At 56.9% G+C, this 22113-nt stretch carries 25 protein-coding genes, 1 tRNA gene and 1 pseudogene; 4 read left to right on the forward strand and 23 right to left on the reverse strand.

Annotation, left to right across the window (positions count from 1 at the left end; translation table 11 throughout):
• The first annotated feature begins 13 nt into the window (after nt 1-13).
• Complete coding sequence (locus tag F9Z44_RS12195) at nt 14-568, forward strand: pyridoxamine 5'-phosphate oxidase family protein (RefSeq protein WP_159606510.1); 555 nt, start codon at nt 14-16, stop codon at nt 566-568.
• 71 nt (nt 569-639) lie between these two features.
• On the forward strand, nt 640-1113 hold the full coding sequence (locus F9Z44_RS12200) for a hypothetical protein (protein WP_159606512.1): 474 nt from the start codon (nt 640-642) through the stop codon (nt 1111-1113).
• 61 nt (nt 1114-1174) lie between these two features.
• Here F9Z44_RS12200 and F9Z44_RS12205 read toward each other — a convergent pair.
• The 13 genes and pseudogenes from F9Z44_RS12205 to F9Z44_RS12265 all read right to left on the reverse strand — a co-directional run bounded on the left by F9Z44_RS12205 (nt 1175) and on the right by F9Z44_RS12265 (nt 13349).
• Nucleotides 1175-1251, reverse strand: a tRNA-Pro gene (locus F9Z44_RS12205).
• A gap of 35 nt (nt 1252-1286) precedes the next feature.
• Nucleotides 1287-1742 (reverse strand): MerR family transcriptional regulator, encoded by a 456-nt coding sequence (locus tag F9Z44_RS12210; protein ID WP_159608692.1) that lies wholly within the window; start codon nt 1740-1742, stop codon nt 1287-1289.
• 237 nt (nt 1743-1979) lie between these two features.
• Nucleotides 1980-2306, reverse strand: a complete 327-nt coding sequence (locus F9Z44_RS12215) for an integration host factor subunit alpha (protein ID WP_056274982.1) — start codon at nt 2304-2306, stop codon at nt 1980-1982.
• A gap of 26 nt (nt 2307-2332) precedes the next feature.
• Entirely contained in the window at nt 2333-4762 is a 2430-nt protein-coding gene (pheT, locus tag F9Z44_RS12220) for a phenylalanine--tRNA ligase subunit beta (RefSeq protein WP_159606514.1), read from the reverse strand.
• Between the two features lie 22 nt (nt 4763-4784).
• On the reverse strand, nt 4785-5837 hold the full coding sequence (gene pheS / locus F9Z44_RS12225) for a phenylalanine--tRNA ligase subunit alpha (RefSeq protein ID WP_159606516.1): 1053 nt from the start codon (nt 5835-5837) through the stop codon (nt 4785-4787).
• 115 nt (nt 5838-5952) lie between these two features.
• Complete coding sequence (gene rplT / locus F9Z44_RS12230; RefSeq protein WP_056274988.1) at nt 5953-6312, reverse strand: 50S ribosomal protein L20; 360 nt, start codon at nt 6310-6312, stop codon at nt 5953-5955.
• A 24-nt stretch (nt 6313-6336) separates the two neighbouring features.
• On the reverse strand, nt 6337-6540 hold the full coding sequence (rpmI, locus tag F9Z44_RS12235) for a 50S ribosomal protein L35 (protein WP_056275072.1): 204 nt from the start codon (nt 6538-6540) through the stop codon (nt 6337-6339).
• Nucleotides 6541-6724: 184 nt separating this feature from the next.
• On the reverse strand, nt 6725-7270 hold the full coding sequence (gene infC / locus F9Z44_RS12240) for a translation initiation factor IF-3 (RefSeq protein WP_236574110.1): 546 nt from the start codon (nt 7268-7270) through the stop codon (nt 6725-6727).
• Nucleotides 7271-7444: 174 nt separating this feature from the next.
• Nucleotides 7445-9370, reverse strand: coding sequence for a threonine--tRNA ligase (gene thrS, locus F9Z44_RS12245; protein ID WP_159606518.1), 1926 nt, complete (start codon nt 9368-9370; stop codon nt 7445-7447).
• 235 nt (nt 9371-9605) lie between these two features.
• Nucleotides 9606-9833, reverse strand: a pseudogene (locus F9Z44_RS12250) (isocitrate lyase); the annotation flags it as partial.
• 391 nt (nt 9834-10224) lie between these two features.
• On the reverse strand, nt 10225-11271 hold the full coding sequence (locus F9Z44_RS12255; RefSeq protein ID WP_159606520.1) for a hypothetical protein: 1047 nt from the start codon (nt 11269-11271) through the stop codon (nt 10225-10227).
• A 443-nt stretch (nt 11272-11714) separates the two neighbouring features.
• Nucleotides 11715-12773, reverse strand: a complete 1059-nt coding sequence (locus tag F9Z44_RS12260; protein ID WP_159606522.1) for a hypothetical protein — start codon at nt 12771-12773, stop codon at nt 11715-11717.
• A gap of 18 nt (nt 12774-12791) precedes the next feature.
• The gene (locus F9Z44_RS12265; RefSeq protein ID WP_159606524.1) at nt 12792-13349 is read right to left on the reverse strand and encodes a hypothetical protein; all 558 of its coding nucleotides are present in this window, start codon (nt 13347-13349) and stop codon (nt 12792-12794) included.
• Between the two features lie 286 nt (nt 13350-13635).
• On the opposite strand from F9Z44_RS12265, the gene F9Z44_RS12270 reads away from it, so the two are divergent.
• Nucleotides 13636-14541, forward strand: coding sequence for a PEP-CTERM sorting domain-containing protein (locus tag F9Z44_RS12270; protein ID WP_159606526.1), 906 nt, complete (start codon nt 13636-13638; stop codon nt 14539-14541).
• Nucleotides 14542-14674: 133 nt separating this feature from the next.
• Here F9Z44_RS12270 and F9Z44_RS12275 read toward each other — a convergent pair whose 3' ends face one another.
• From F9Z44_RS12275 to F9Z44_RS12320, 10 genes are all read right to left on the reverse strand, one after another.
• Nucleotides 14675-15550: a hypothetical protein gene (locus tag F9Z44_RS12275; protein ID WP_159606528.1), complete on the reverse strand. Its 876-nt coding sequence runs from the start codon at nt 15548-15550 to the stop codon at nt 14675-14677.
• Nucleotides 15551-15839: 289 nt separating this feature from the next.
• Nucleotides 15840-17024 carry a site-specific integrase gene (locus F9Z44_RS12280; protein ID WP_159606530.1) on the reverse strand — a complete coding sequence of 395 codons (1185 nt, stop codon included), beginning with the start codon at nt 17022-17024 and terminating at the stop codon, nt 15840-15842.
• Between the two features lie 532 nt (nt 17025-17556).
• The gene (locus tag F9Z44_RS12285; RefSeq protein WP_159606532.1) at nt 17557-18885 is read right to left on the reverse strand and encodes a VapE domain-containing protein; all 1329 of its coding nucleotides are present in this window, start codon (nt 18883-18885) and stop codon (nt 17557-17559) included.
• A gap of 751 nt (nt 18886-19636) precedes the next feature.
• The gene (locus tag F9Z44_RS12290; RefSeq protein ID WP_159606534.1) at nt 19637-19786 is read right to left on the reverse strand and encodes a hypothetical protein; all 150 of its coding nucleotides are present in this window, start codon (nt 19784-19786) and stop codon (nt 19637-19639) included.
• 12 nt (nt 19787-19798) lie between these two features.
• Nucleotides 19799-19969, reverse strand: coding sequence for a hypothetical protein (locus F9Z44_RS12295; RefSeq protein ID WP_159606536.1), 171 nt, complete (start codon nt 19967-19969; stop codon nt 19799-19801).
• A 3-nt stretch (nt 19970-19972) separates the two neighbouring features.
• A complete protein-coding gene (locus F9Z44_RS12300) occupies nt 19973-20407 on the reverse strand; it encodes a hypothetical protein (RefSeq protein ID WP_159606538.1) in 435 nt (144 codons plus the stop codon).
• A gap of 23 nt (nt 20408-20430) precedes the next feature.
• Entirely contained in the window at nt 20431-20616 is a 186-nt protein-coding gene (locus F9Z44_RS12305; protein ID WP_159606540.1) for a hypothetical protein, read from the reverse strand.
• Between the two features lie 73 nt (nt 20617-20689).
• Complete coding sequence (locus tag F9Z44_RS12310; RefSeq protein ID WP_159606542.1) at nt 20690-21022, reverse strand: hypothetical protein; 333 nt, start codon at nt 21020-21022, stop codon at nt 20690-20692.
• 88 nt (nt 21023-21110) lie between these two features.
• Entirely contained in the window at nt 21111-21284 is a 174-nt protein-coding gene (locus F9Z44_RS12315) for a hypothetical protein (RefSeq protein WP_159606544.1), read from the reverse strand.
• Nucleotides 21285-21363: 79 nt separating this feature from the next.
• Nucleotides 21364-21654, reverse strand: a complete 291-nt coding sequence (locus F9Z44_RS12320) for a hypothetical protein (RefSeq protein ID WP_159606546.1) — start codon at nt 21652-21654, stop codon at nt 21364-21366.
• A 227-nt stretch (nt 21655-21881) separates the two neighbouring features.
• On the opposite strand from F9Z44_RS12320, the gene F9Z44_RS12325 reads away from it, so the two are divergent.
• Entirely contained in the window at nt 21882-22082 is a 201-nt protein-coding gene (locus tag F9Z44_RS12325) for a helix-turn-helix domain-containing protein (protein ID WP_201450069.1), read from the forward strand.
• Nucleotides 22083-22113: the final 31 nt, after the last annotated feature.

A 22113-nucleotide genomic window follows, 5' to 3' on the forward strand; every position in this document is an offset into this window, starting at 1 on the left:
CGCGACACGCCTTGTGAAAAACACATCACCGCCCGCAACCGACGACATTCGTCAACGGATCTGGACCGAACTGCAGCGAGCCACCGTGGACCGTCACCACGAATGGCGCACACCCGTGCTGGCCACCACCGGGCTGGACGGGCTGGCTCAGGCGCGCACGGTGGTGCTGCGCGCGGCCAACGCATCCACCTCACAACTCGTCTTTTTCACCGACAGCCGCAGCCCCAAGGCAAGCGAGCTCCACGCAACACCCGCTGCCGCTTTCGTGTTCTGGAGCAAGCGCCTGAACTGGCAGTTGCGTGCGCGGGTTCTGACCAAGCTTCACAGCAAGGGAGACATGGTCGAGTCGGCATGGGAGCGGATCCGCCAGTCGCCTGCGGCGGGCGACTACCTTGCGCCCGGCCCGCCAGGCTCCGCGCTGGCCTCGTGCGCCGATGTCGCGACAGCCGCGCACCACCTGGCCGTGGTCGTTGCGCAAGTCGAAAGCATCGACTGGCTGGAGTTGGCCCCCGAAGGCCATCGCCGAGCGCGCCTGAGCGCCAGCACCCAGGAGTGGCTGGTGCCTTGAAGAGAAGCGGTGCGGCAAGCCCGGATTTCCCGAGGTATGGTTGGCTCATTCAAACCCCAGCGCAAGCCAACATGATCGACACCAACGAACCCGTACACGAAGACCGCCTGTGGAGCGACGGCCACTGGACAGCCCGCGTGATCAAGAACGAAGACGACGATGGCTGGGCCGTGGCCATGCACCTGGATGGAGGGTCCGAGCCGGCGTTGGTGGGGCCCTGGACCATGGGCCGTGACAAGAAGAACCCAAAGCCACTGGACACCGCAGCCTTCAACACACTGGTGAAGACCGCCAAGGAAGTGATTCGGCGATCGGAGCAGCAATTGCACGCACAACTCAACAAGAGCGTCAGCGTGACGGTCAACGGCAGCCGTTTGAGAGTCGCGCTCTCCATCGTCCCCGACGAGGAAGGCGCAACCGCAAGCTTGAGTGCCCTGGATGAATTCGACGAGGAACTGGCCCGTGTAGCCGTGCCGACTACCTTCAAATTGACCGTCGACAGTGCGCAAACCTGGATTGCCTCGGGATTTGAGCGGCCACGCTGACGCCGGGGCCCAGAAACTGAAAAAGCCCGCAACCTTTCGGTTGCGGGCTTTCAGTTTTCAATGGTCGGCGTGGCGGGATTCGAACTCGCGACCCCTTGCACCCCATGCAAGTGCGCTACCAGGCTGCGCTACACGCCGACAAGCCTTGAATTATAGCTGGCAAAGCAGGCCTTTCAGGCTGCGTGACGAAGAAGCTCGCGTATTTCAAGCAGCTCGCGTCGCACTTCGTGCACCAGCAGCCCCGTGCCTGCCATCACCTCATGAGTTGGTTCGTTGACCACGGGCGGCCCCTCATCGTGAATCACGGCATCAAGGTCAATGACATCAATCGCCTCGTCCTCGTCATCACCGCGTCGCCTTTCGCGCTCGGCCTGCACGAGTTCCTGCAATTTGTTGCGGGCGCCGCTGATGGTGAAGCCCTGGTCGTACAACAGCTCACGGATGCGACGGATCATGAGCACCTCGTGGTGCTGGTAATAGCGCCTGTTGCCTCGCCGCTTCATGGGCCGCAGCTGTGTGAACTCCTGCTCCCAGTAACGCAGCACATGCGGCTTGACACCACACAACTCGCCCACCTCACCGATGGTGAAGTAGCGCTTGGCAGGGATTGGCGGGAGCGTTTTTTCCATGAAAATCAAGGCGGTACGGACCGAAGCTTGAATTTACTCTAACAAGCATGGGTATGCGCAGGAGAACGCGGATTTCTGTGTGAAATGTTGCAAACGCCACCGAGGCCAGGTCGATTCGACCGCTCAGTGCCGATGGCTGACCGTCTGGCGCGAGGCGTGGAAAAGGTTCGTCAGAGCGGTTGAAAGCACCGACCGCATCGGTCGGAGATTCCCGGGAATGCGAAAAGGAAGCGCGGGTCAGCCACCAATCACGGCTGTCTGAACCTGTTCCTTGAGCTTGGGACTGGCGTGGAACGTAACCACGCGGCGGGCCTCGATGGCCACCGGTTCGCCGGTCCGCGGATTGCGTCCCGGACGTGGTGCCTTGGTGCGGATCTGGAAATTGCCGAAACCCGAAATCTTCACATCGGTGCCTTCGACCAGACTGTCGGTGACCAGATCGAAGAAGGCATCGATCATGTCTTTGGACTCCCGCTTGTTCAGACCGATCTGGTCAAACAGCATCTCGGCCAGTTGGGCTTTGGTCAGTGCTGGTGTCTCCAGGCTTTCAACAGCGAGTTCCATGCGGGGCTTTCTCCATCCTCGTTCGATCAGGCGCGCAGCCGGGCGGCCACACGCGTTTGCAGGGATTCGAGGGCCGCTTTCACGGTGGCCTCAATATCGTCTTCGGTCAGTGTAGCGTCGTCGCGGTTGAGCACGAGTCGCACCGCCAGGCTTTTTTCGTCTGGCGCCAACGCACCTGGTGCGCCCGTGTCGGACTGCTTCTTGGGTCGGTACACGTCGAACAAGACGACGTCGCGCAACCAGGCACTGGCAGGCGCACGGATGGCTTCGACCACGGCGGTGTGGGTCACGCTTTCCTTGACCACGATGGCCAGGTCGCGCTCAACGGCCTGATGGCGGCTCACAGGCTGGTACACGGGAACGTCCCTTCCCAGCACAGCGTCCAGTTCCAGCTCGAACAGCACGGGCGCCTGCGCAAGCTCGTACGACTGGCGCCAGCGAGGATGCAACTCCCCCACATGGCCGATGCACTGCCCCATCAGCCAGACACTGGCGCAGCGCCCGGGGTGCATGGCGGGGTGTTCGTCGGCACGGAACTCAGGCTTCAGCGGCGCAAGCAAAGCCTGCACATCACCCTTGGCGTCAAAGAAGTCAGCCACACGCTCGCCGGTGCCCCACTGCAATGCATCCACCGCACCGAAACTCAGACCAGCAACGCGCATGGGCTGATGGAAACCGGCCACGCTCGTGTCGCTGTCGATCACCGACGCGTCCTTGCGGAACACACGTCCGACCTCGAACAGACGCACGCGATCGGCGCGGCGGTCGAGGTTGAACTTGAGCACCGAGACCAGGCTGCCGACCAAGGAAGAGCGCATCACGCTCATCTGGCTGGCAATCGGGTTGAGCAGACGGATGGGGTCGGCATTGCCGGCGAGTTCACGCTCCCAGCGTTCTTCCACAAAGCTGAAGTTGATGGTTTCCTGGTAACCGAGCTGTGCGAGCAGTCGGCGCACGGCGAACGGGCCGCGCTTGGCCTCGGGCCGGATCTTGGCCGTGATTGGGGCGAGCGGCGGCGTCTCGGGCAACTGGTTGTAGCCCACGACACGCGCAACTTCTTCGATCAGGTCTTCTTCGATCTGGATGTCGAATCGGTAGGCGGGCGGCGTCACCGTGATCGTGCCCTCGCCCTCCTCCAGCGCCAACCCCAACCGGCGCAATGCGCCAGTGCACTGTGTCTGCGTGAGCGTCATGCCAATGACCTTGTTCGCTCGCGCCACGCGCAGCGTCACGGGCTTGGCCACCGGCAGGTTGACCACATGATCGTCCATTGGTCCGACCTGCCCACCGCAGATCTCGAGCACCAGTTGCGTGATGCGTTCGATGTGTTCGACCGTGGTGGATGGGTCCACTCCGCGCTCGAAGCGGTGACCGGCGTCGGTGGAAAAGTTGTAGCGGCGCGAGCGGCCTGCGATGGCCTTGGGCCACCAAAACGCGGCCTCGATGTAGATGTTCTGTGTGTCGTCGGACACGGCGGTCGCGTCGCCACCCATGATGCCGGCCAGCGATTCCACAGCTTGATCGTCGGCGATCACGCCCACTTGCGCGTCCACCGACACCGTGTTGCCGTTGAGCAGCTTGAGTGTTTCGCCCTCGCGACCCCAGCGCACTTGCAGGCCGCCGTGGATCTTGTCGAGGTCAAAGATGTGCGAAGGACGGCCCAGCTCGAACATCACGTAATTGGAGATGTCCACCAGCGGGGAGACACTGCGCTGGCCGCAGCGCGCCAGGCGCTCGACCATCCAGGCGGGTGTGGTCGAGCGGGTGTTGACGCCGAGCACGATGCGACCGGTGAAGCGGCCGCACAGGTCGGGCGCGCTCACCGTCACCGGCAGGCGATCTTGCAGTGACACGGCTGCAGCGGGAAATGCCGGTTCGACCAAGGGCGCACCAGTGAGCGCGGACACCTCGCGCGCAATGCCGTAAACGCTCAGGCAATGGGCCAGATTGGGCGTGAGCTTGAGGGTGAACAGCACGTCGTCGAGCAAGAGCTGCTCGCGGATGTTGCGCCCCACCACCGCGTCAGCCGGCAGCTCAAGCAAACCACCGTGGTCCTCGCTCAGTTTGAGCTCGCGCGCCGAGCACAACATGCCCTGGCTCTCCACGCCGCGCAATTGACCCAGCTTGATCAGGAACGGTTTGCCGTCTTCACCCGGCGGCAGTTCAGCACCCACCAGCGCGCAAGGCACCTTGATGCCCACGCGCGCATTGGGCGCACCGCACACGATATTGAGCAGGCTGCCCTGCCCCACATCCACCTGACACACGCGCAGGCGGTCGGCATTGGGATGTTGCTCGGCAGACTTGATCTCGCCCACGACGATGTGGGAGAACGGCGGCGCCACAGGCTGCAGTTCTTCCACTTCCAGACCGGCCATGGTCAGGGTGTCGGCCAGTTGCTGGCTGGTCAGGGGCGGATTGCAGAAGGCGCGAAGCCAGGATTCAGGGAATTGCATGTCGGTGTCTTTGCGCGAAGGTTCAACGGAATTGCGACAGGAAACGGACGTCGCCGTCGAAGAACAGGCGCAAGTCGTTCACGCCGTAGCGCAGCATGGTCAGGCGGTCCGGGCCCATGCCGAAGGCAAAGCCGATGTATTTCTCGGGGTCCAGACCCATGTTGCGCACCACGTTCGGATGCACCTGGCCAGAGCCTGCCACCTCCAGCCAGCGACCCGCCAGCGGGCCGCTCTGGAACTGGATGTCGATCTCCGCACTGGGCTCGGTGAACGGGAAGAAACTCGGACGAAAGCGCAGCACCAAGTCGTTCGATTCAAAGAAGGTGCGGCAAAAATCGGTAAAGACGAACTTCAAGTCCTTGAAGCTCACGTTCTCGCCCACCCAGAGGCCTTCGCACTGGTGGAACATGGGCGAATGCGTGGCATCGCTGTCCACGCGGTAGGTGCGTCCGGGCGCGATCACGCGGATCTCGGGCATGGGCTGGCCGGCGTCCAGGGCAGCGCGGTGGCGCTTGACGTGCTGCACAGCGTGGCGGATCTGCATCGGGCTGGTGTGGGTGCGCAGCAGGTTGGGCGCCTTTTCGCTTCCGCCTTCCACGTAAAACGTGTCGTGCATCGAACGCGCCGGGTGGTCTTCGGGCGTGTTGAGCGCGGTGAAGTTGAACCAGTCGGATTCGATCTCGGGGCCCTCGGCCACCTCGAAGCCCATGGAGCCAAAGATCGCCTCGATGCGCTCCAGCGTGAGGCTCACCGGGTGAAGACCGCCCTGCCCGCGCTGGCGACCTGGCAAGGTCACATCCAGCGCCTCGGCCTTGAGTTGGATCTGCAACTCGGCATCGGCCAGCGCCTGCCGACGATCCGTCAGAGCCGCTTCGATGGCCTGCTTGGCGAGGTTGATCGCAGCACCCCGGGTCTTCTTCTCGTCAACCGGCAACGCCGCCATGCCCTTCATCAGCTCTGTGATGCGGCCGGCCTTGCCCAGGTACAGGGCCTTGGCGTTTTCCAGATCGGCCGGGGTGGGGGCCTGCGCAAACGCTGCGCGGGCGCTGTCGACCAGTGCGTCCAACTCGTTCATGTGTGTACTTGAATCGTTACAAATGAAAAAAGGGGTTGAAGCCAGCGAGGGAACTCCCTCAAGCCTCAACCCCTTTGAGCGACTGGGGAGCACCTGGGTGCATCCCTGTCGTGAATCAAGCGGCCAGCTTGGCTTTGACTTGCTCCACGATGCTGCCAAAGGCAGCCGGGTCGTTCACGGCCAGATCGGCCAGAACCTTGCGGTCGATTTCGATCGAAGCTTTCTTCAGACCGTTGGCGAACTGGCTGTATGTCAGGCCGCATGCGCGAGCACCGGCGTTGATACGGGCAATCCACAACTGACGGAAGACGCGCTTCTTGGTGCGACGATCACGGTAGGCATATTGCCCAGCCTTCATCACAGCCTGTTTGGCGATGCGGAAGACGTTACCGCGGCGGCCGCGGAAACCTTTGGCCAGAGCCAGTACTTTTTTGTGTCGGGCGCGAGCCGTGACACCACGTTTGACGCGAGGCATGTGTGTTCTCCTGTTCGTCGTTGATCAAATACCCATGCCGGGCAGCATCTGTGCCATGTGACCCATGTTGGTCTCATGCACAGTGACTGATCCGCGCAGGTGGCGCTTGTTCTTGGTGGTCTTCTTGGTCAGGATGTGACGCTTGAAGGCTTGACCGCGCTTGACGGTGCCACCGGGACGAACGCGAAAACGCTTTTTCGCGCTGCTCTTGGTCTTCATTTTGGGCATATTCATGCTCCTTTTCATTTGTGCTCGTGAGGCGCTGCGAACCTTCCGCAGACTTGTAGGCCCCGAGCCACTTTTATGGAAGGCCTTTCGGTCTTCCGATTCGGCGTCTGACTTCTCAGTCGACGCCTCGGACCGGCAGGAGACTACCCTGCCCGTCCAATGCTGTTCATCTCGCCAGCGGCCTTCAGGCTGCCGGCTGTCCTGCCGCGGGCGTCACCGCCTCGACAGGTTTGGCTGCGCCGCCACCCGTCTTCTTGCGACCAGGCGCGATCATCATGATCATCTGGCGGCCTTCCAATTTTGGAAACTGCTCCACGATGATCGAATCGGCCAACTCGTCACGAATGCGGTTCAACAGGGCCAGACCCAGATCCTGGTGGGTGATCTCACGGCCGCGGAACCGCAGCGTGATCTTGCACTTGTCACCATCGTCCAGAAAGCGCCGGATGTTGCGCATCTTGATGTTGTAGTCGCCGTCGTCGGTACCGGGCCGGAACTTGATTTCCTTGATCTCGATGACCGTCTGCTTGGCTTTGGCTTCCGCCGCCTTCTTCTGCTCCTGGTACTTGAACTTGCCGTAGTCCATCAGGCGACACACGGGAGGCACGGCCGTGGCCGCGATTTCGACCAGGTCGACATCCAGTTCTCCGGCCATGCGCAGCGCTTCTTGCAGACTGACGATGCCCAGTGGCTCGTTCTCAGGACCGTTGAGGCGTACCTCAGGGGCCATGATTTCACGGTTCAGTCGGTGTGCGCGCTCTTCACGTTGGCGGCGGTCGCGAAAGTTGGTAGCTATGGTGTGTTCCTTGATGTGGGCTGTTCAGGCGAAAGGGCGGCCCCTCGGCCGCCCGCATGCACATGAAGTGCGCCACGGCAGCGGGGGCATCAACCTGGACGTTTGAAATCAAACCTTGGATGAAACGTCTGCCGCGATGAGTTTGGAAAAGGCTTCCAGCGGCATGACACCGAGGTCTTTGTTACCCCGAGCCCGCACAGCCACGGCACCAGCTTCTTTCTCTTTGTCGCCCACGACAACGATGAAAGGCAGCTTTTGCAACGCGTGCTCCCGTATTTTATACGTAATTTTCTCATTGCGCAGATCGGTTATGACCCTAAGCCCTTGATTCTGCAGAGAATTCGCGATTTCCCGACAGTAATCGGCCTGCGCATCGGTGATGTTGAGCACCGCCACCTGCACCGGTGAGAGCCAGGTGGGCAGTGCGCCGGCATGTTCTTCGATCAGGATGCCGATGAAGCGCTCCAGGCTGCCGACGATGGCACGGTGCAGCATCACGGGGCGGTGGCGCGCGCCATCTTCACCCACGTACTCGGCATCCAGCCGCTCCGGCATGGAGAAATCGACCTGCATGGTGCCGCACTGCCACTGACGCCCAATCGCGTCTTTCAACGTGTATTCGATCTTGGGGCCGTAGAAGGCGCCGTCGCCGGGTGAAATCTCGAATTCGCAACCCGAAGCGCGCAGGCTTTCCATCAACGCGTGCTCGGCCTTGTCCCAGACCTCGTCGGAGCCGATGCGCGCAGCCGGCCGCGTGGCGACCTTGTAGATGATGTTTTTGAAACCGAAATCGGCATAGACCTTCTGCAGCAGCGCCGTGTAGGCCAGGCACTCGGGCAGGATCTGCTCTTCGGTGCAGAAGATGTGGCCGTCGTCTTGCGTGAAGCCGCGCACGCGCATGATGCCGTGCAGACCGCCACTGGGCTCGTTGCGGTGGCACTGACCGAACTCGCCGTAGCGCAGCGGCAGGTCGCGGTAGCTCTTGATGCCCTGCTTGTAGATCAGGATGTGGCCCGGGCAGTTCATGGGCTTCAGGGCGTAGTCGCGCTTTTCACTCTCGGTGGTGAACATGTTGTCGCGGTACTTGTCCCAGTGGCCGGTTTTTTCCCACAGCGACTTGTCGATGATCTGTGGACCCTTGACCTCCTGATAACCGTTGTCACGGTACACGCGGCGCATGTACTGCTCCACCTCTTGCCACAGCGTCCAGCCTTTTGGGTGCCAGAACACCAGGCCCGGCGCGTGCTCGTCGATGTGGAACAGGTCGAGTTCACGGCCGAGCTTGCGGTGGTCGCGTTTCTCGGCTTCTTCGATCATGGTCAGGTGCTGCTGCAGCTCGTCCTTGGTGGCCCAGGCCGTGCCGTAGATGCGTTGCAGCATCTCGTTGCGGTGGTCGCCGCGCCAGTAGGCACCGGCCACCTTCATGAGTTTGAAGTGCTTGAGCTTGCCGGTGCTGGGCACGTGTGGGCCGCGGCACAGATCTTCAAACGCGCCTTCGCGGTAAAGCGACACGTCCTCGTTGCTAGGGATGCTGGCAATGATCTCGGCCTTGTAGTGCTCGCCCATGGCCTTGAAATGCGCAACGGCCTCGTCGCGCGGCAACACGCGGCGCACCACGGGCTCGTCTTTGTTGGCCAGCTCGGTCATGCGCTTCTCGATGGCCACCAGATCGTCTGGCGTGAAGGGTCGCTTGTACGAGAAGTCGTAAAAGAAGCCGTGCTCGATCACCGGGCCGATGGTCACCTGCGCATCCGGAAACAGCTCCTTCACCGCGTACGCCAGCAGGTGAGCGGTGGAGTGGCGAATGACTTCCAGGCCGTCGGCGTCCTTGGCTGTGACGATGGACAGCGGGCTGTCCTGCGTGATGAGGAAGCTGGTGTCGACAACCTTGAAGCCGGAACCACCTTCGGCGGGGAGCTTGCCGGCCAGCGCGGCCTTGGCCAGACCGCTGCCGATCGAAGCGGCCACCTCGGCCACGGTGACCGGGCCGGGATATTCGCGTTGGGAACCGTCGGGGAGCGTGATGTGCAACATGGGGTGGTCCTGAAAACAAAAAAGCGCGGCAGGGGCCGCGCTGGTGTGGGTCAAGGGGGAATCGGGCAGGCGCGAACTGCAGACCTTAGAAGGCCGGGAGGGTGATCTCCTGAGTTCGCGGTGTCATAACCAGATCGCCTTTCTCGCTCTTGCTGATTCAAAGAAACTAAATTTTCCCACAAAAAAGCCCGGGCGTACCCGGGCTCCTGTCTCCTCAAACCCTCGGAGTTTCAGCTCAATGGAACTGCTCTTCCTCGGTCGAGCCAGTCAGGGCTTTCACGCTGGAGGAGCCGCCCTGGATCACGGTGGTCACGTCGTCGAAGTAACCGGCGCCGACTTCCTGCTGGTGCGACACGAAGGTGTAGCCCTTGTCGCGTGCGGCGAACTCGGGCTCCTGCACCATGTTGACGTAGTGCTTCATGCCTTCGCCGCGAGCGTAGGCGTGGGCGAACTGGAAGGTGTTGATTCTTCCAGCCATCGGAAAACCGAACATTGGTGTTGAGCATTTAGGGGCGGCAGGGTGCGACGGGGGGCAGACCCACCAACTTCCCATCGGAGCCAGCTATGTGGAGTTCGGCATCGACCCGTGCTGCTGCAGGCGGAAACATAGTCACGCGTTGGTTTCCCACCAGACACCCAACACGCAAGGGGACGGGGTCACATCGGAGCACTTTCACGGGAACGTGATTTTGCCCATTTTTTTGTGAGGCGCTAGACCGTTTTGTGTGAAGCGACGAGCGCTGCTTTCGACGGAGATCTGCCGCCCAGCTTGCACTTCGGTCAATCTGCCAGGACTGATCGGGGACACTCGTAGTTGAGGCTTGAAGAGCAAATAAGTCATTGAATGCCAATTTCTATTTGTCTTGTATTGCATCCGCCATAGGGAATGCCCATCCTAATGTATAACCCTCGTCTAGAATATAATTCAATGCCTTTCTATCTGTCTTGATCTCTCGAGCGATCATATTCATCATCAAATCGTTGATCCGCGCCGTACCTGAATTCAGAGAAAGCAAGTGAAGCCTCCTTTCGATAGGAGATGGATTTGTATAGCTCTTTTTGGTGTAGGGTTGAGATAAATTGGCAAGATCCGTAAAAATTTCTTTTCTTGCTTCCGGAGAAAAATTGAACATTAGCTTTTCACGCGATTGCCACATTTCAAGCTGAGCTCTATTGCAGCCAATATATGGTTCGCCACCTAATTTTCTACTTTGTACGGGAAAACTTGCGTAGCAGATCGGATCAGAATCCCTTTTCAGGCGTCTTTCAAAAGTAAAGATTTCTATCTTTATATCGGATGATCTGTCGTAGATTTCACCCCTAGCAATCGCCTCATCGACTGCATTTAGTAAAATCGGTCGTATGGATTGCTCAGAAACATCAGCTTCATTATAAAGAATACGATAGCTATCTTCGCCTTTGGAAGAGTCATCTATTGTGGTAGCAGCACCAAGAATTTTTTCCTTGTTTATAAGAGGCGAGTAAATTATTGAGTTAAGCTTACTCCATTTACTTCTCGCAATCAACACAGAACAAGCTTTTTCGTCACGCCAAATAGGAAGAACGAACCAACGCTTACCAACTTCAAATTTGTATGGAGTTATTCGACCTTCAAGATTATATGTTGCCAAAATACAATTGGAACTTCCAATTTCTCGGTAACTTCCCGGTGCAGCATACATGATGCAAAAATCATAGGGAAGGTTTTCATGCCTTTGAAAAGATCCTGTTTGTGCAATAACTTCAGATAAAGTGCACTCTCCGGTTGAACCAATTGAAATAGCATTTCTCTCCTGATCATTGCCTTGGATACACTGAGTAATTCCTACCATTAAAAGTAGAAAAACAAAAAAAACTCTTAGTGCATTTATCATATCTGAATAGCAGTACTTAACCAGCAATTATTCAAACAGGAATAGTATTGAACAATAACAAATAAGCTTCCCCAGTTCCCTGTACACATCCAATACAACGATTGACTAACGTAGGTCCGGACGATCCCGACAGTAGGCCTGTGCGCTGCAGGTTGCACATCACATCAACGTAATGGTGGGGTCAAAAAGGCAGAGAGAAGCGTTCAAGCAGAAGCGAAAGCGAGTTGGTGATCATGCAGCCGAAGAAAGACCTCATGCACTTCCAAAGGCTGGGTCCGGTGGTTCGTTCTTCTGTTTGCGGATGATACGAAGGGCGATCTCGACAGAAATGGTCTCAGCGGCTCTCTGCCACGACCACGTTTGAGGCATGGTGAACCGCCCTGGGTCTCTTGGAGGCCGATTGGTTGAAGGCAAGCAGCGGTGGCAGGAGTGAGAGGCGGGATGATGCAACTCAACATAGCGCGCGACGGCTAGGCTTCAGTTGAAATGGTGTATGCGATGCCTTGTGTACTGGGGAGGGCGTCCAATATTGAATTTACCGCTTTCTCAGTATGTTCGCCCCACATTTTCGTTAGGGCATAGGTGCGTCCACCTGAATGAAATAGCTCTAGATCATCAGCAAACCAGCGATCAATATCGCGATCTGGGTTTGCTTCCGCAAACGCCGCTGATGTCACATCACCATTTACTATCAAAAATAGAGCTGCCATTGTCCGCCATGGAACACAAGCTGCTAACTCCTCGGGAGTCATTCCGCGATCAATCGCTGCCTTGGTTATGTGATAGATGAATCGCCGCTTCGGTAACCTGGGATAGCTGGTGCCATTGATCACCAGATCGTATTTGGTGAAGTCGCGGTAGGAACCCTCTTGAGCGGCAACCTGCTCTCGAGACTTCTCGCGGATAGCAACCTGATAGTGGGCAGCCTCCGGCAGTGGTATCAACTGCTTAATATCCAGGATGCGGCGCGTGCCAACGAGATGTGGCTGCATCTGGACACAGCGGATATCAAGGCCCATGCTGTTTAGCCAAAGGACCGAGGTAGTTATCTCAGGGTCAAAGTTCCCCGCAGCCAGCACAATTCGAACTACGGTCTTGAACGCCACAGAGCCAGATTCTTGGTCAAGAAAGGTTCGAATCGAACTCTCGGCAGACGCAGGGTCCTGACCTACTGCCCCCAAGTACTTCGCATGAGCGGTCACAGCTTGATCAAAGGTCATGGGAGCGACCATGGCGGCGTAGCGCAACGCTTGCAGGTCTGCATGTCCAGCCGACTCGCTACGCTTGAGTTCAATCACCACCAAGTGCCCATCGGAGTCAAGGCACAGAAGGTCGATTCTCCGATTGACATCCTTCCAGTCCCCAAACTCCTCCGTCAAGACCATTGTGACGACGCCTGGCGTAATGGCGTCAATCGCCTCTCGTAGGGCACGTTGCAAGTGCGTTCTTTCGAGAATCATCAGGTCTGAAAACTTCTGAGGTTCTACTCGAATAAGTTTTGTATCTTCAGTGAATTCGTATAAGGCCATAGTGAATACGTGAAAGTTTTACGAAGTGAGTCCCTGAACTTCCAACCACGCATCATTGAAAGGAAGTCCATCCTTCAATAGCTCCACGAGCTGTTCCTTCGCGTCCAGATCCAGTTTTGGGATACGCCCGGCAATGTACTCCTCATGCACCAATTGCCGCGCTGCATCGTCACGGCGGCGCTTAAGTGGTGTCGCAACCTTGTATGCAGTCTCCGCGTAGTGATCCCACCTTCCTTGCCAATCAGACCAACCGTATCTCGCTACTGCCTCCATGTCCGCGTCCCATGATCCATGGACTGTTTTGTAACTCTCTCCTGGACGTCCAGACTCGTTCACGGCGATGCATGTGAGCGGCGGCAGTTCATGTTCACGGGTGAACTGCACTATGACTTCAAGGCGCCGACCAATAGATACGGGAATCGCTCCTGCAACACATGCATCATCCGGGTGAGCACGACGAGCGCGGTCTAACACTTCTTTGTATCGGATCGGCTTACCCGGATGAGTCCGAGCATGATCCAAAAGGATGTCATAGAAGACTCGCGCGAGGTGAATGTCGGTTTGAGTGGTTTTCATCAGGTGTACGGCCACAGTGCACTGCGCTCCGTGAACTCGTTCGGTACTTCAAATAGACAAAGGGCCGATGGTCGACAGCACTAACTTCTGATAGGTCGGCTGCTAGAGGAAAAACTTTGCATCTAGACATAAATTCTGTCGAATCATCTTACAGAATCTACACAAGGTAAGTTTAAGCTATTGTTTTTTATAGCTTTTTTCCTTTGGTGTAGTTCGTGCTTGCGTAAAAAGTTTGAGCGTAAGCGGTCTGCGTACCAAACTTTACCAACCCCGAAAGGACTCCACTGTGAACACTATTTTGAAGTTCGCCTTCGTAAGTGCGCTCGTCGCGCCGGCTTACGGGTGGTCTGGCCAACTTACAGCTTCTGGCTCATGCTTAGTCAATACGGGAGTTGATGTAATCTACTGCGACCCTGTTTCATCGAGTAATTACATAGCCCCCTCCACCATATTACAGTCGGCAAGCGGTGGGATTGGCGAAGCAGACTTTGGTGTTCGCGCCAACTATGGCGATATTGGGATCTATTTGAACTCAGCGACGCAGGCAAGTACTGGTGAAATCAGCACTTATGCGACTGCTCAAGCCTCCGCAGGCTTTTGGGATCAAGTATTAGTATCGAGCAGTACGCTTGCACTGGGAACCCCAGTAGACGTTATGGCTACGTTGACATTGGATGGCAGCGCATTTGCCGACTCAACCAGCATTAGCGGTCAAGTAACTGCCAGCTCTTATGCATGGCTTCAGGCCAACTACAGCATTTATGGCCCAGGGTCGACAGGACCCCTTGTGCAATTCACTGCATGCAGCGCATCATCGCCACAGTTTACAGGTGGATGCTCCCTAGTTTATTCATCGAATAGCATAACTTATTCATTTTCGTTTCAGACTTTGATAGGGTCATTGCTCTTGGTGCAGAGTGATATTTCTGGTGCGACTTACGCCGCAATTGGTGCAAATGCAGATGCAGATGCATTTCCCATGAATTTTGGTCAAGTTAGCTCATTAAACAGTAGCCATACATACCTTTCAGCTGCAGGCGTTGATTTCATTGGCGAAACAGGACACAACTATTTGCTTGCCAACACAGATCCAACTCCAGTATCAGAACCCTCGTCCATAGTCTTGCTTTTCGCTGGATTGGCGGCAGCTTCAATTTTGGCGAAGCGACGCAAAGCCCTAGAGCCAAAGTGATACTGGTTGTCTTCCCCAAACAGTCGGAAGCCACCCACACCCAACTCTTTAGCAAATGACTACAGAGTTGGGTGCGTTGTTTACAGGCGTTCCATCCTCTCGCCTTCCCTCCAAAGCTGCTTAAAAAGAAGTTTCAACCTTCTATCGCATCCTTGATCTGAAACACGAAATTCAGATTCCTGACTTTGCCATTGATTTCGATCGGCAGGAAGACTTTGAATTCCTTACCTTTCATTCCCCTCGCTGCGGGCAACTTCGGAAACAGCGCGCGTTCGTTCCAGCTTCCGCTTACACGGCCTGTGCCTGTTGAGTACGAAATATAGCTTGCTGGATAGATTAGATCATTGATCATCGAACCCGGCGGGATCACGGTCGGCGGCATGACGGCATTTTTCTCTGCCATCTTTACACCCTCGTGAATTACCCGATGAGACAGCCCATCGGTGTCCACGTAAGCAACGTTGTTCCAGTCGATACGCATGACCGTTTCAGTCTTATTCCTGATGACCATGCCGATCTGCGAAGTGGAGGGAGAAAAGCCGATATTCACTTCCTTGTCGTCAAAAATTGTATCTTCGGATTCAACTGGCTTAGTTAGTTTGAACACATACTTTAGTGCCAGCCTGGCCTCCGAAAATTTCAGATCAAAGGCTTGAGTATCCTTTCCAGATAAATAGACTAAAGTCTCGGTGGAACGGCTAGTGCCAGGCGCAAAATTAGACACGCCAAGTCTTGCCTTTCCAGTTTGTGTGTTGTTACCATTGAAAATGGCGACGTCAAACCACACCTCTTCAAAACGATTGGTAGCGCCACTCGCAACATCTGCCTTTACCTTCACGCCAAGGCTGTCAGGAAAGATCTGAATATTTGTGAAGGAGAAGTTTCCATAAGGCGATGAAACCACCCTGGCATGTGACTGCTTAGAGCCTGGAGGTGGTTTGGGCGCGGCGCATCCGGCAAGTCCGGCAAGTCCGGCAATCATGAGGAGACAAAATACAAGACGGCGCATGATTGAAAAGGTAGATAAAGGGAACTACAGTTTAGCGAGTTGGCCCCGCTTTGCAATGTTCGAAAACATAATAACAACGCGCCGGCAAGCACGCGCTCCTTTCAGCGCTCGGTACAAGTATTTATGATCGTTGCCCCCACGCAGCCAGGTCCAATGACTTAAGTGGGGCCCAAGCAGAAGTTGACCACTGTGCACGCTACTTCGGCAATAGAGCTGGCTTCGTCGTACCTGTCGCGCTTTCAAGCTCACATCCAACCCAGTACCCGTGCCACCAAGTTGGATGTAATGCTTATTCGCCCTCCTCTCTGCACTCCTCCCGCATGGGTCCCACCGCATTTGCCGCCTCCTCCATGGCGGACATAAGCACTGTGTCCGAGAGATGCGCATACCGTTGTGTCGTCTTGACTTGCGAATGGCCGAGGAGCTTGCCCACCTCGTAGATGGACCGCCCCGAGTTCACCAGATTGCTCGCGAAGCTGTGCCGGAGGTCGTGCATCCTCACACCATCTAATCCCGCCGCCCGCCTCACCTTGTCCCACGGATAGTGCAGGTTGCCGAAGGGCTTGCGTGTGATCGGGTTGGGGACCACATAAGTGCACCCCTCCCAGCGTGGCAATGACCTCAACACCTCAATGGCCGCCGACGAGAGGGGCACATTGCGGGCCCTCCCCGACTTCGATATGGGGATGAACCAAGTCCGCCGATCCAAATCGACGTCCTCCCATCGCGCCTCCAGCAGCTCGCGCTTGCGACACCCCAACATCAGCAGCAGAGTCACGATGTATTTCATTTGCTTGTTGTCGCCCTCCTCCAGCACCCTGCGCAGCCGCTGCACCTCCTCCGGCGTCAGATACCGCTCCTTCATGTTGTTGACCTGGAACAGCTTGAGCGACTGGGCGGGATTCGACGCTGCGCCCTGCACCTTCATCCTGCGGGCCAGGTTGTAGAAGATCTTGAAAAGGATCGGCATCTTGTTCGCCGTGGACAGGGCATACCCCTTCACCTTCAGCTCATCGTGGGCCTCACTGATCATCTTGGGTGTGATCTCGTCGAGGCGCCGATGGCCGAAGCGCGGGAGGACGTGCAGCTTGAGGAAGCTCACCGTGGACTGGAAGTTCCGACGATGCACACGTATGTGGGGCATGTAGGTGTCACGGATGAACTCCGCGAGGGTCGGCACCGTTCTCTGAGCACGGCGCTCATCCATGGGGCTATCTCCCATCACCACCCGGGAGCGGACCCGCTGAGCCGCATCGCGTGCACGCGTGAAGCTGATGGACGCGGCGTCACCGATCTTGTACTGACGTTGCTTGCCGTACTGGTCGCGGTAGCGGAGGTGATAGGTCTTGCCTCCCGACGGACGCACCTCCAGGATGAAACCCGGGACGGCGGTGTCGTAGAGGTCGAGCTTGCTGCGCCCCTCCGGGCACACAGCTGAGTTCACGAGTTGAGTGGACAGGGTTGCAGTGGGCACATGGACCTCCTATGAATTGTGCGGACGAAAAAAAAGGCCACACCGGCACACTCATTGAGTGAACAGGCATGGCCATGGATGGGGACCGGCTACGCGGTCAGGTCAGAAATGCAGCTTTTGTGTTTTTTCCTTATCTCCAAATTGTTGGTGTGATCACTGCGACCAACTAGGTTTGTCCAGCGGTGTGTAGATATATGTCCGAATGTGTTGATGGGTCCTGCTGTCGCGCTCCACACCAAAACCCGGCCGGTGGCGGGGGCACGGGGGCACCGGAGGCAGATTTTCCGACTTGGCCAGCGCGGCTCCAATCCTGAAATCACGGGGGCAGTTTTTGCCTGTGTTTCTGCTACCCGTGCTCCCGCCATGGGATGGCCTCCGGCACCCACACCAAGGAATTTTGTGTTTTCTGCCCCCCATCCCCCCGCCTCCGTGGCTTGCCTGACTTCACACAACAAAGTACCGACGAAAAAAAAAGGAGCCCCGTAGGGCCCCTTCTTCATCACATCTCCAAAAAACAATACGTTGACTACTCTCAGAAAGTTATGTCGCCGAACCTGTCATCGTCCTCCGCCGTACTCCGATAGGCAGGCTGTGCACGAAACGGCACACGCCACCGATCACGATCTCGAATCTTCCGGCTGCCGCCAAAATATTCTCTCAAAGTCCTCGCACACTCCTTTGCCTGACCGTTCGTTGGATACTGGATCCCCAGCTTCTTGAGCACCTCACTTGACGTGTAAGCCTCACATCCACCTACGTCGACTCGCTCAACATCGACGTGCTCCAAAAACAAGTCACGCATCACGCTGACTGCACGGTGCTTCCGGTTTTGCTCTTCCAAGAGACCTTCTTCCTCCTTGTCGAGCCACCACTCTGCACCCTTGTCCAACATCACAAGCAACTGCGCAAACAACTGCTGCATATCGATGTCATGCTGGTAGTCGATACTCACCGCCGGAATGGTCCAGAACCGGGAATTTCCTGTCGAATCCTCCAAGAAGTTGTATTCGTTCACCGACGCACAGAACACCGTGCGCCTCTGGTATTCCGACTCAAGCCGGGCGTATGGCTTGCGAATTTTGTCCTGATCGCTTGTCAAGAAACCCTTCAACCGGGCGAAATCTTTCTTGATGGTGCTGTCCAGTTCGCCCAATTCAACGATCAAGTGCTTGATGGCCCCGAGTTTTGAATCCTTGTTGTGCACATCCAAGTGATGATCGATCTTGATGAGTCGCTCACGCAAACCATCATCGTCAATCAACCTCCTGAACCAGCTCGTTTTCCCGATGCCCTGAGCGCCCTGAAATGTAAGCACTCCGCGGGCACTGAATGAGCGTCGAGTAGCAGCTGCCGCAATGCTCAGCAACCACTTCTTGATGAGAGTCCTTTTGAGAAAGGCTGGATAACCCGGCGCCGCCGTCACGGTATCCGTGATCGCATCCATCCGATCAACCTCATCCCAAGGCTTCGACTTCATCCATTCCTCGGCGCAGTTGGCCTCATGAGCCTTGGCCAGCGCCTCGATGTACCCTGAGATATTCGACGATGGCAGTTTATTCAGATTCGCAAGGCTGATCACCGTAGCCAACAGAGCTTCCTGCATCCCATCCGTATTCGCCAAGCCTGCCATCGATAAAGTAGTGGACTTGGTAATCACGTCGTTGGACACAGTTATGCCGTATCCCATGAGCATGTGGGCGATATTTTCGATCGTGCCTGGTAGTGAATGATGTGGTACTTCAGGTTGGTGTGGAAAGCTGGCTTTGTCCAGCGGCTGAAATACTTTTGAAAGACTGGGTAGGAAAGACTTTCGTCCCCCCGGTTTAGTCTTCTCGAACGTTGCTTGATCTTCCTCTTTCATTGTTTTGTTCCTTTCTTGCTTTATGTATGGAACGTTTTCTGATTTTGGTGATTGTTCGCCGACCCTCCTATGGGGTTGCACTGGGTTTCCTTTCATAGTTGTGTGGGAGCGCGTTCTCTGCCCACGACTGGTTCGATGTAACTTCTTCCCCGTCAAAGCTGCGTCACAGGTGCGTCCGAACACGGCTCGAAGCGCAGACTTTCATCCCGTTCGCGCTGCATGAATGACGCAAGACCCTTCGTAGCTACATAAATTTTTAAAGAGCATTGGCACCACCACAATCGACAGTCCCTTGCGCCGTTCTGAACTCAACATCACTTCATCACGGCACAGGACGAAGTCTAGCAAAGCACCGGAGAACAGGCGCGCCTTACCTGCAAATTAGTTCTATACCTATGCTTTATTTCTTCCTTATAGATACTATTTTTTTCTCATATTTATACATCGTTATAGCTACTCATGATCGACGCTCAGTATAAGTGTCCCCTGGCGGAATTTCAGTACCAAAGTTCGGTCTGAAAAATGTCTCTGGACCACGTTGCTTCTACGCAACCTACAGAGGTAAACGAGCAGTTTCTGGGCGAATCTTGTTCGACGGAAGCTCTCCTGAGGTTCCACAAATGTCAAAAGGCTGCCTCCCGTGCCCCCCTCCTGTGCCCGGGTCGCGCGGCCACGAAGCCCCGGGGTTAGCCCAGGGTTGCCCAGGTTGGTCCCAGGCGGCCCCGCCAGCGCCCCGGCGAGGCCACCCCATTTACTCTGTCCCCGCGCACCCCATGCGGTCAGAGTCCAGGTGGGCCAGGCGAGCAGCCTCGTTGGTCAGGGTCGGCTGCAGCAGCTCGTGCGGCACATCCCAGTCGGAGATGCAGTGGGCGGCGGCGGTGATGGCGTCGATGTATGACATGGTGAATTTCCTTTACTTGAAGAGGTACAGAACGAAGGTGATGGCCAGCACGACCAAGCAGGCAGCGAGGATGGGTTTGAGGTAGCAGAGGAGAACGAGACAGACGACACCGAACGCCCTCGTGCCCGTGAAGAGCATGGAGAGCAGCGCGGCGGCCAGAAGAGCACTGACGAGACTCGTCATCCATCAGCCTCCCTTCTTCTTGCGGCGGGGAGGAGCCTCACTGAACACGGAGTCCAGCGGCACATCAGGAATGCGGACGTGGAGCCGCGCGTTCTCGGCGTCGAGTCCGATCACACCCAGATCACGCAGTGCGGCCATGAGGAAGCCCGCGGTGTTGACCGATCGACCCTCGTACAGCGGCTTGAAGGCGGATGACGTGATCGGTACATCACTCTCCAGCACACCACGGATGCCCTCCGCCGGTATCCAGTCGCGGGCGAACATCCCCTTGCCGGTGTTGTCGTAGATGCGCACATAGAACTCGCCGCCCTCCCCAAGTTGCCCGAGGTGGTAGGTCAGCGTGGAGCGCCCGGAGACGGATGGACACTGACCCTCGCGGATGACGCGCACAAGATCGTCCAGGCTGGGTTCGTCGATGATGATTTCTTCGTTTGACATGGATATCTCCTAGCAAAAATGGCTCAGACGAGCCGGGATAGAGCGGCGGTGGGGTACTGACGGATCACCAGCAGGAGCGCAAGCGCCTCGGCCAGATCACGCGGTATTCCCGCCTCGAACTGCATGACGGCCGCCCTCTCCTCCCAGGCCTCGCGCAGGTTCTCGTCGAGGAGGGAGGCGAAGTCGGTGACGATGGGATGGCTGCTCAACGGCATCTCCTGAATGGGTACGGACGAAAAAAAACCACCTCGTGGGTGGTCGGCGGGGGGACGGGGGCGGATCTCATGACATTGACGCCCGACAGTGGGCGATGAGTGCGGGATCGACGTCGGGGCGAACGGGGACGTACACCACCACACCAAATCCGTCATCGCTCAGCACGTAGGTCAGCTCGAACCAACCCTCGTGCATCTCAATGACGTCCAGCGGTCGGTCCAGCAGACGAAAGCCTAGTTCTGTTTCGATGGTGGTCAGCGCATCACCGGGATCGATCACGACGACTCGAACCATCTCTTCCAGTTCGCAGCCTTGGTCGTCCAGGTCCTCGATGAGTCGGGCAATCAGTGGGATCAATGTCGGGTCGGTGATCGAGGTGGAATCACGCATCACCTGCATGTGCAGTCTCCTTGTGGTGTGGAAATGAGGAGGGCCCCAGCTGCATACACAACTGGAGCCCATCGGGTGAGGTGGTGCGGATCGATAACTACAAAACCTGACTCCTCCTACGAAGAGCCCAGGCCAGCGCTATCGCCAGCAGGACGAGCAGCACGAGGGCCACCGTCACCGCCGACTTGAGCACCGAGGCCATGGTGATTGCCGCGCCCAACTTCACGAGGGCGAGCGCGAGGGGGACGGACAGGAGGGGTATCCAGATCATTTGAATCTCCAAAAATGGGCAACAAAAAACCCCAGGAACCGAAGTCGCTGGGGCGCGGGTGGGTGGAGAGGGAGGGACGTCAATTGGCCCATCGAGCCTGGTCGAAGAGTGAGGGAATGTGAACGGTGCCCTCCTCGGGATCCACGACGCAGATGCCCTCGGCATAGCCGCTCTCCCCCCTTCGCTCGACCTTCAGGGCAATGACGATCTTGTCGTCCTTCATCCAGTGCTTTCTGTATTCGACGTCATCGGAAGACTTCGCCCTCTTCTCCTTGTAGAAGTCGACGCAGGCCTCTGAATACGTCTTGACCTCCTCGCTCGATGGACCCGAACATGCGGCCAGGAGGCCAACGCTGAGGACACCGATCATTTGATGAACACGAGTCAAGATTTTTTCCTTACTGTTTAAGTTGAACTGACCCACAAGTGGTGCAAGTCTCCTTGCGGCCACACCTAGAACCCCTCAGTACCGTCGGCACGAGAGTAAATTTGCCGCATATATGCTGCAACTCAGGGGAGAATCTGGCACAACCTTGCTCAACTTAGAGAGCGATCAGCGTGGAACCAGATCAAGCATTCGGGCAAGCGTTGCGCAGTATGCGTACACGTCGCAAGTGGAGTCAGACTGACCTCGCACTACGCGCGGACGTGGACCGAAATTACATCTCGTTAGTCGAGCTAGGGAAGAACAGCCCGAGCGTGAGATTGGTGTTTAAGCTCTGCGATGCGTTGGACCTCACTCCTTCAGAACTGATGAAAGACGTGGAGAAGCGCATGCGTGTACAAGCGATTCGTTAGAGTTGAACGGATGACCTCGCTGTGATGTGAC

Source organism: Hydrogenophaga sp. PBL-H3 (assembly GCF_010104355.1).
Classification (GTDB): Bacteria; Pseudomonadota; Gammaproteobacteria; order Burkholderiales; family Burkholderiaceae_C; genus Hydrogenophaga.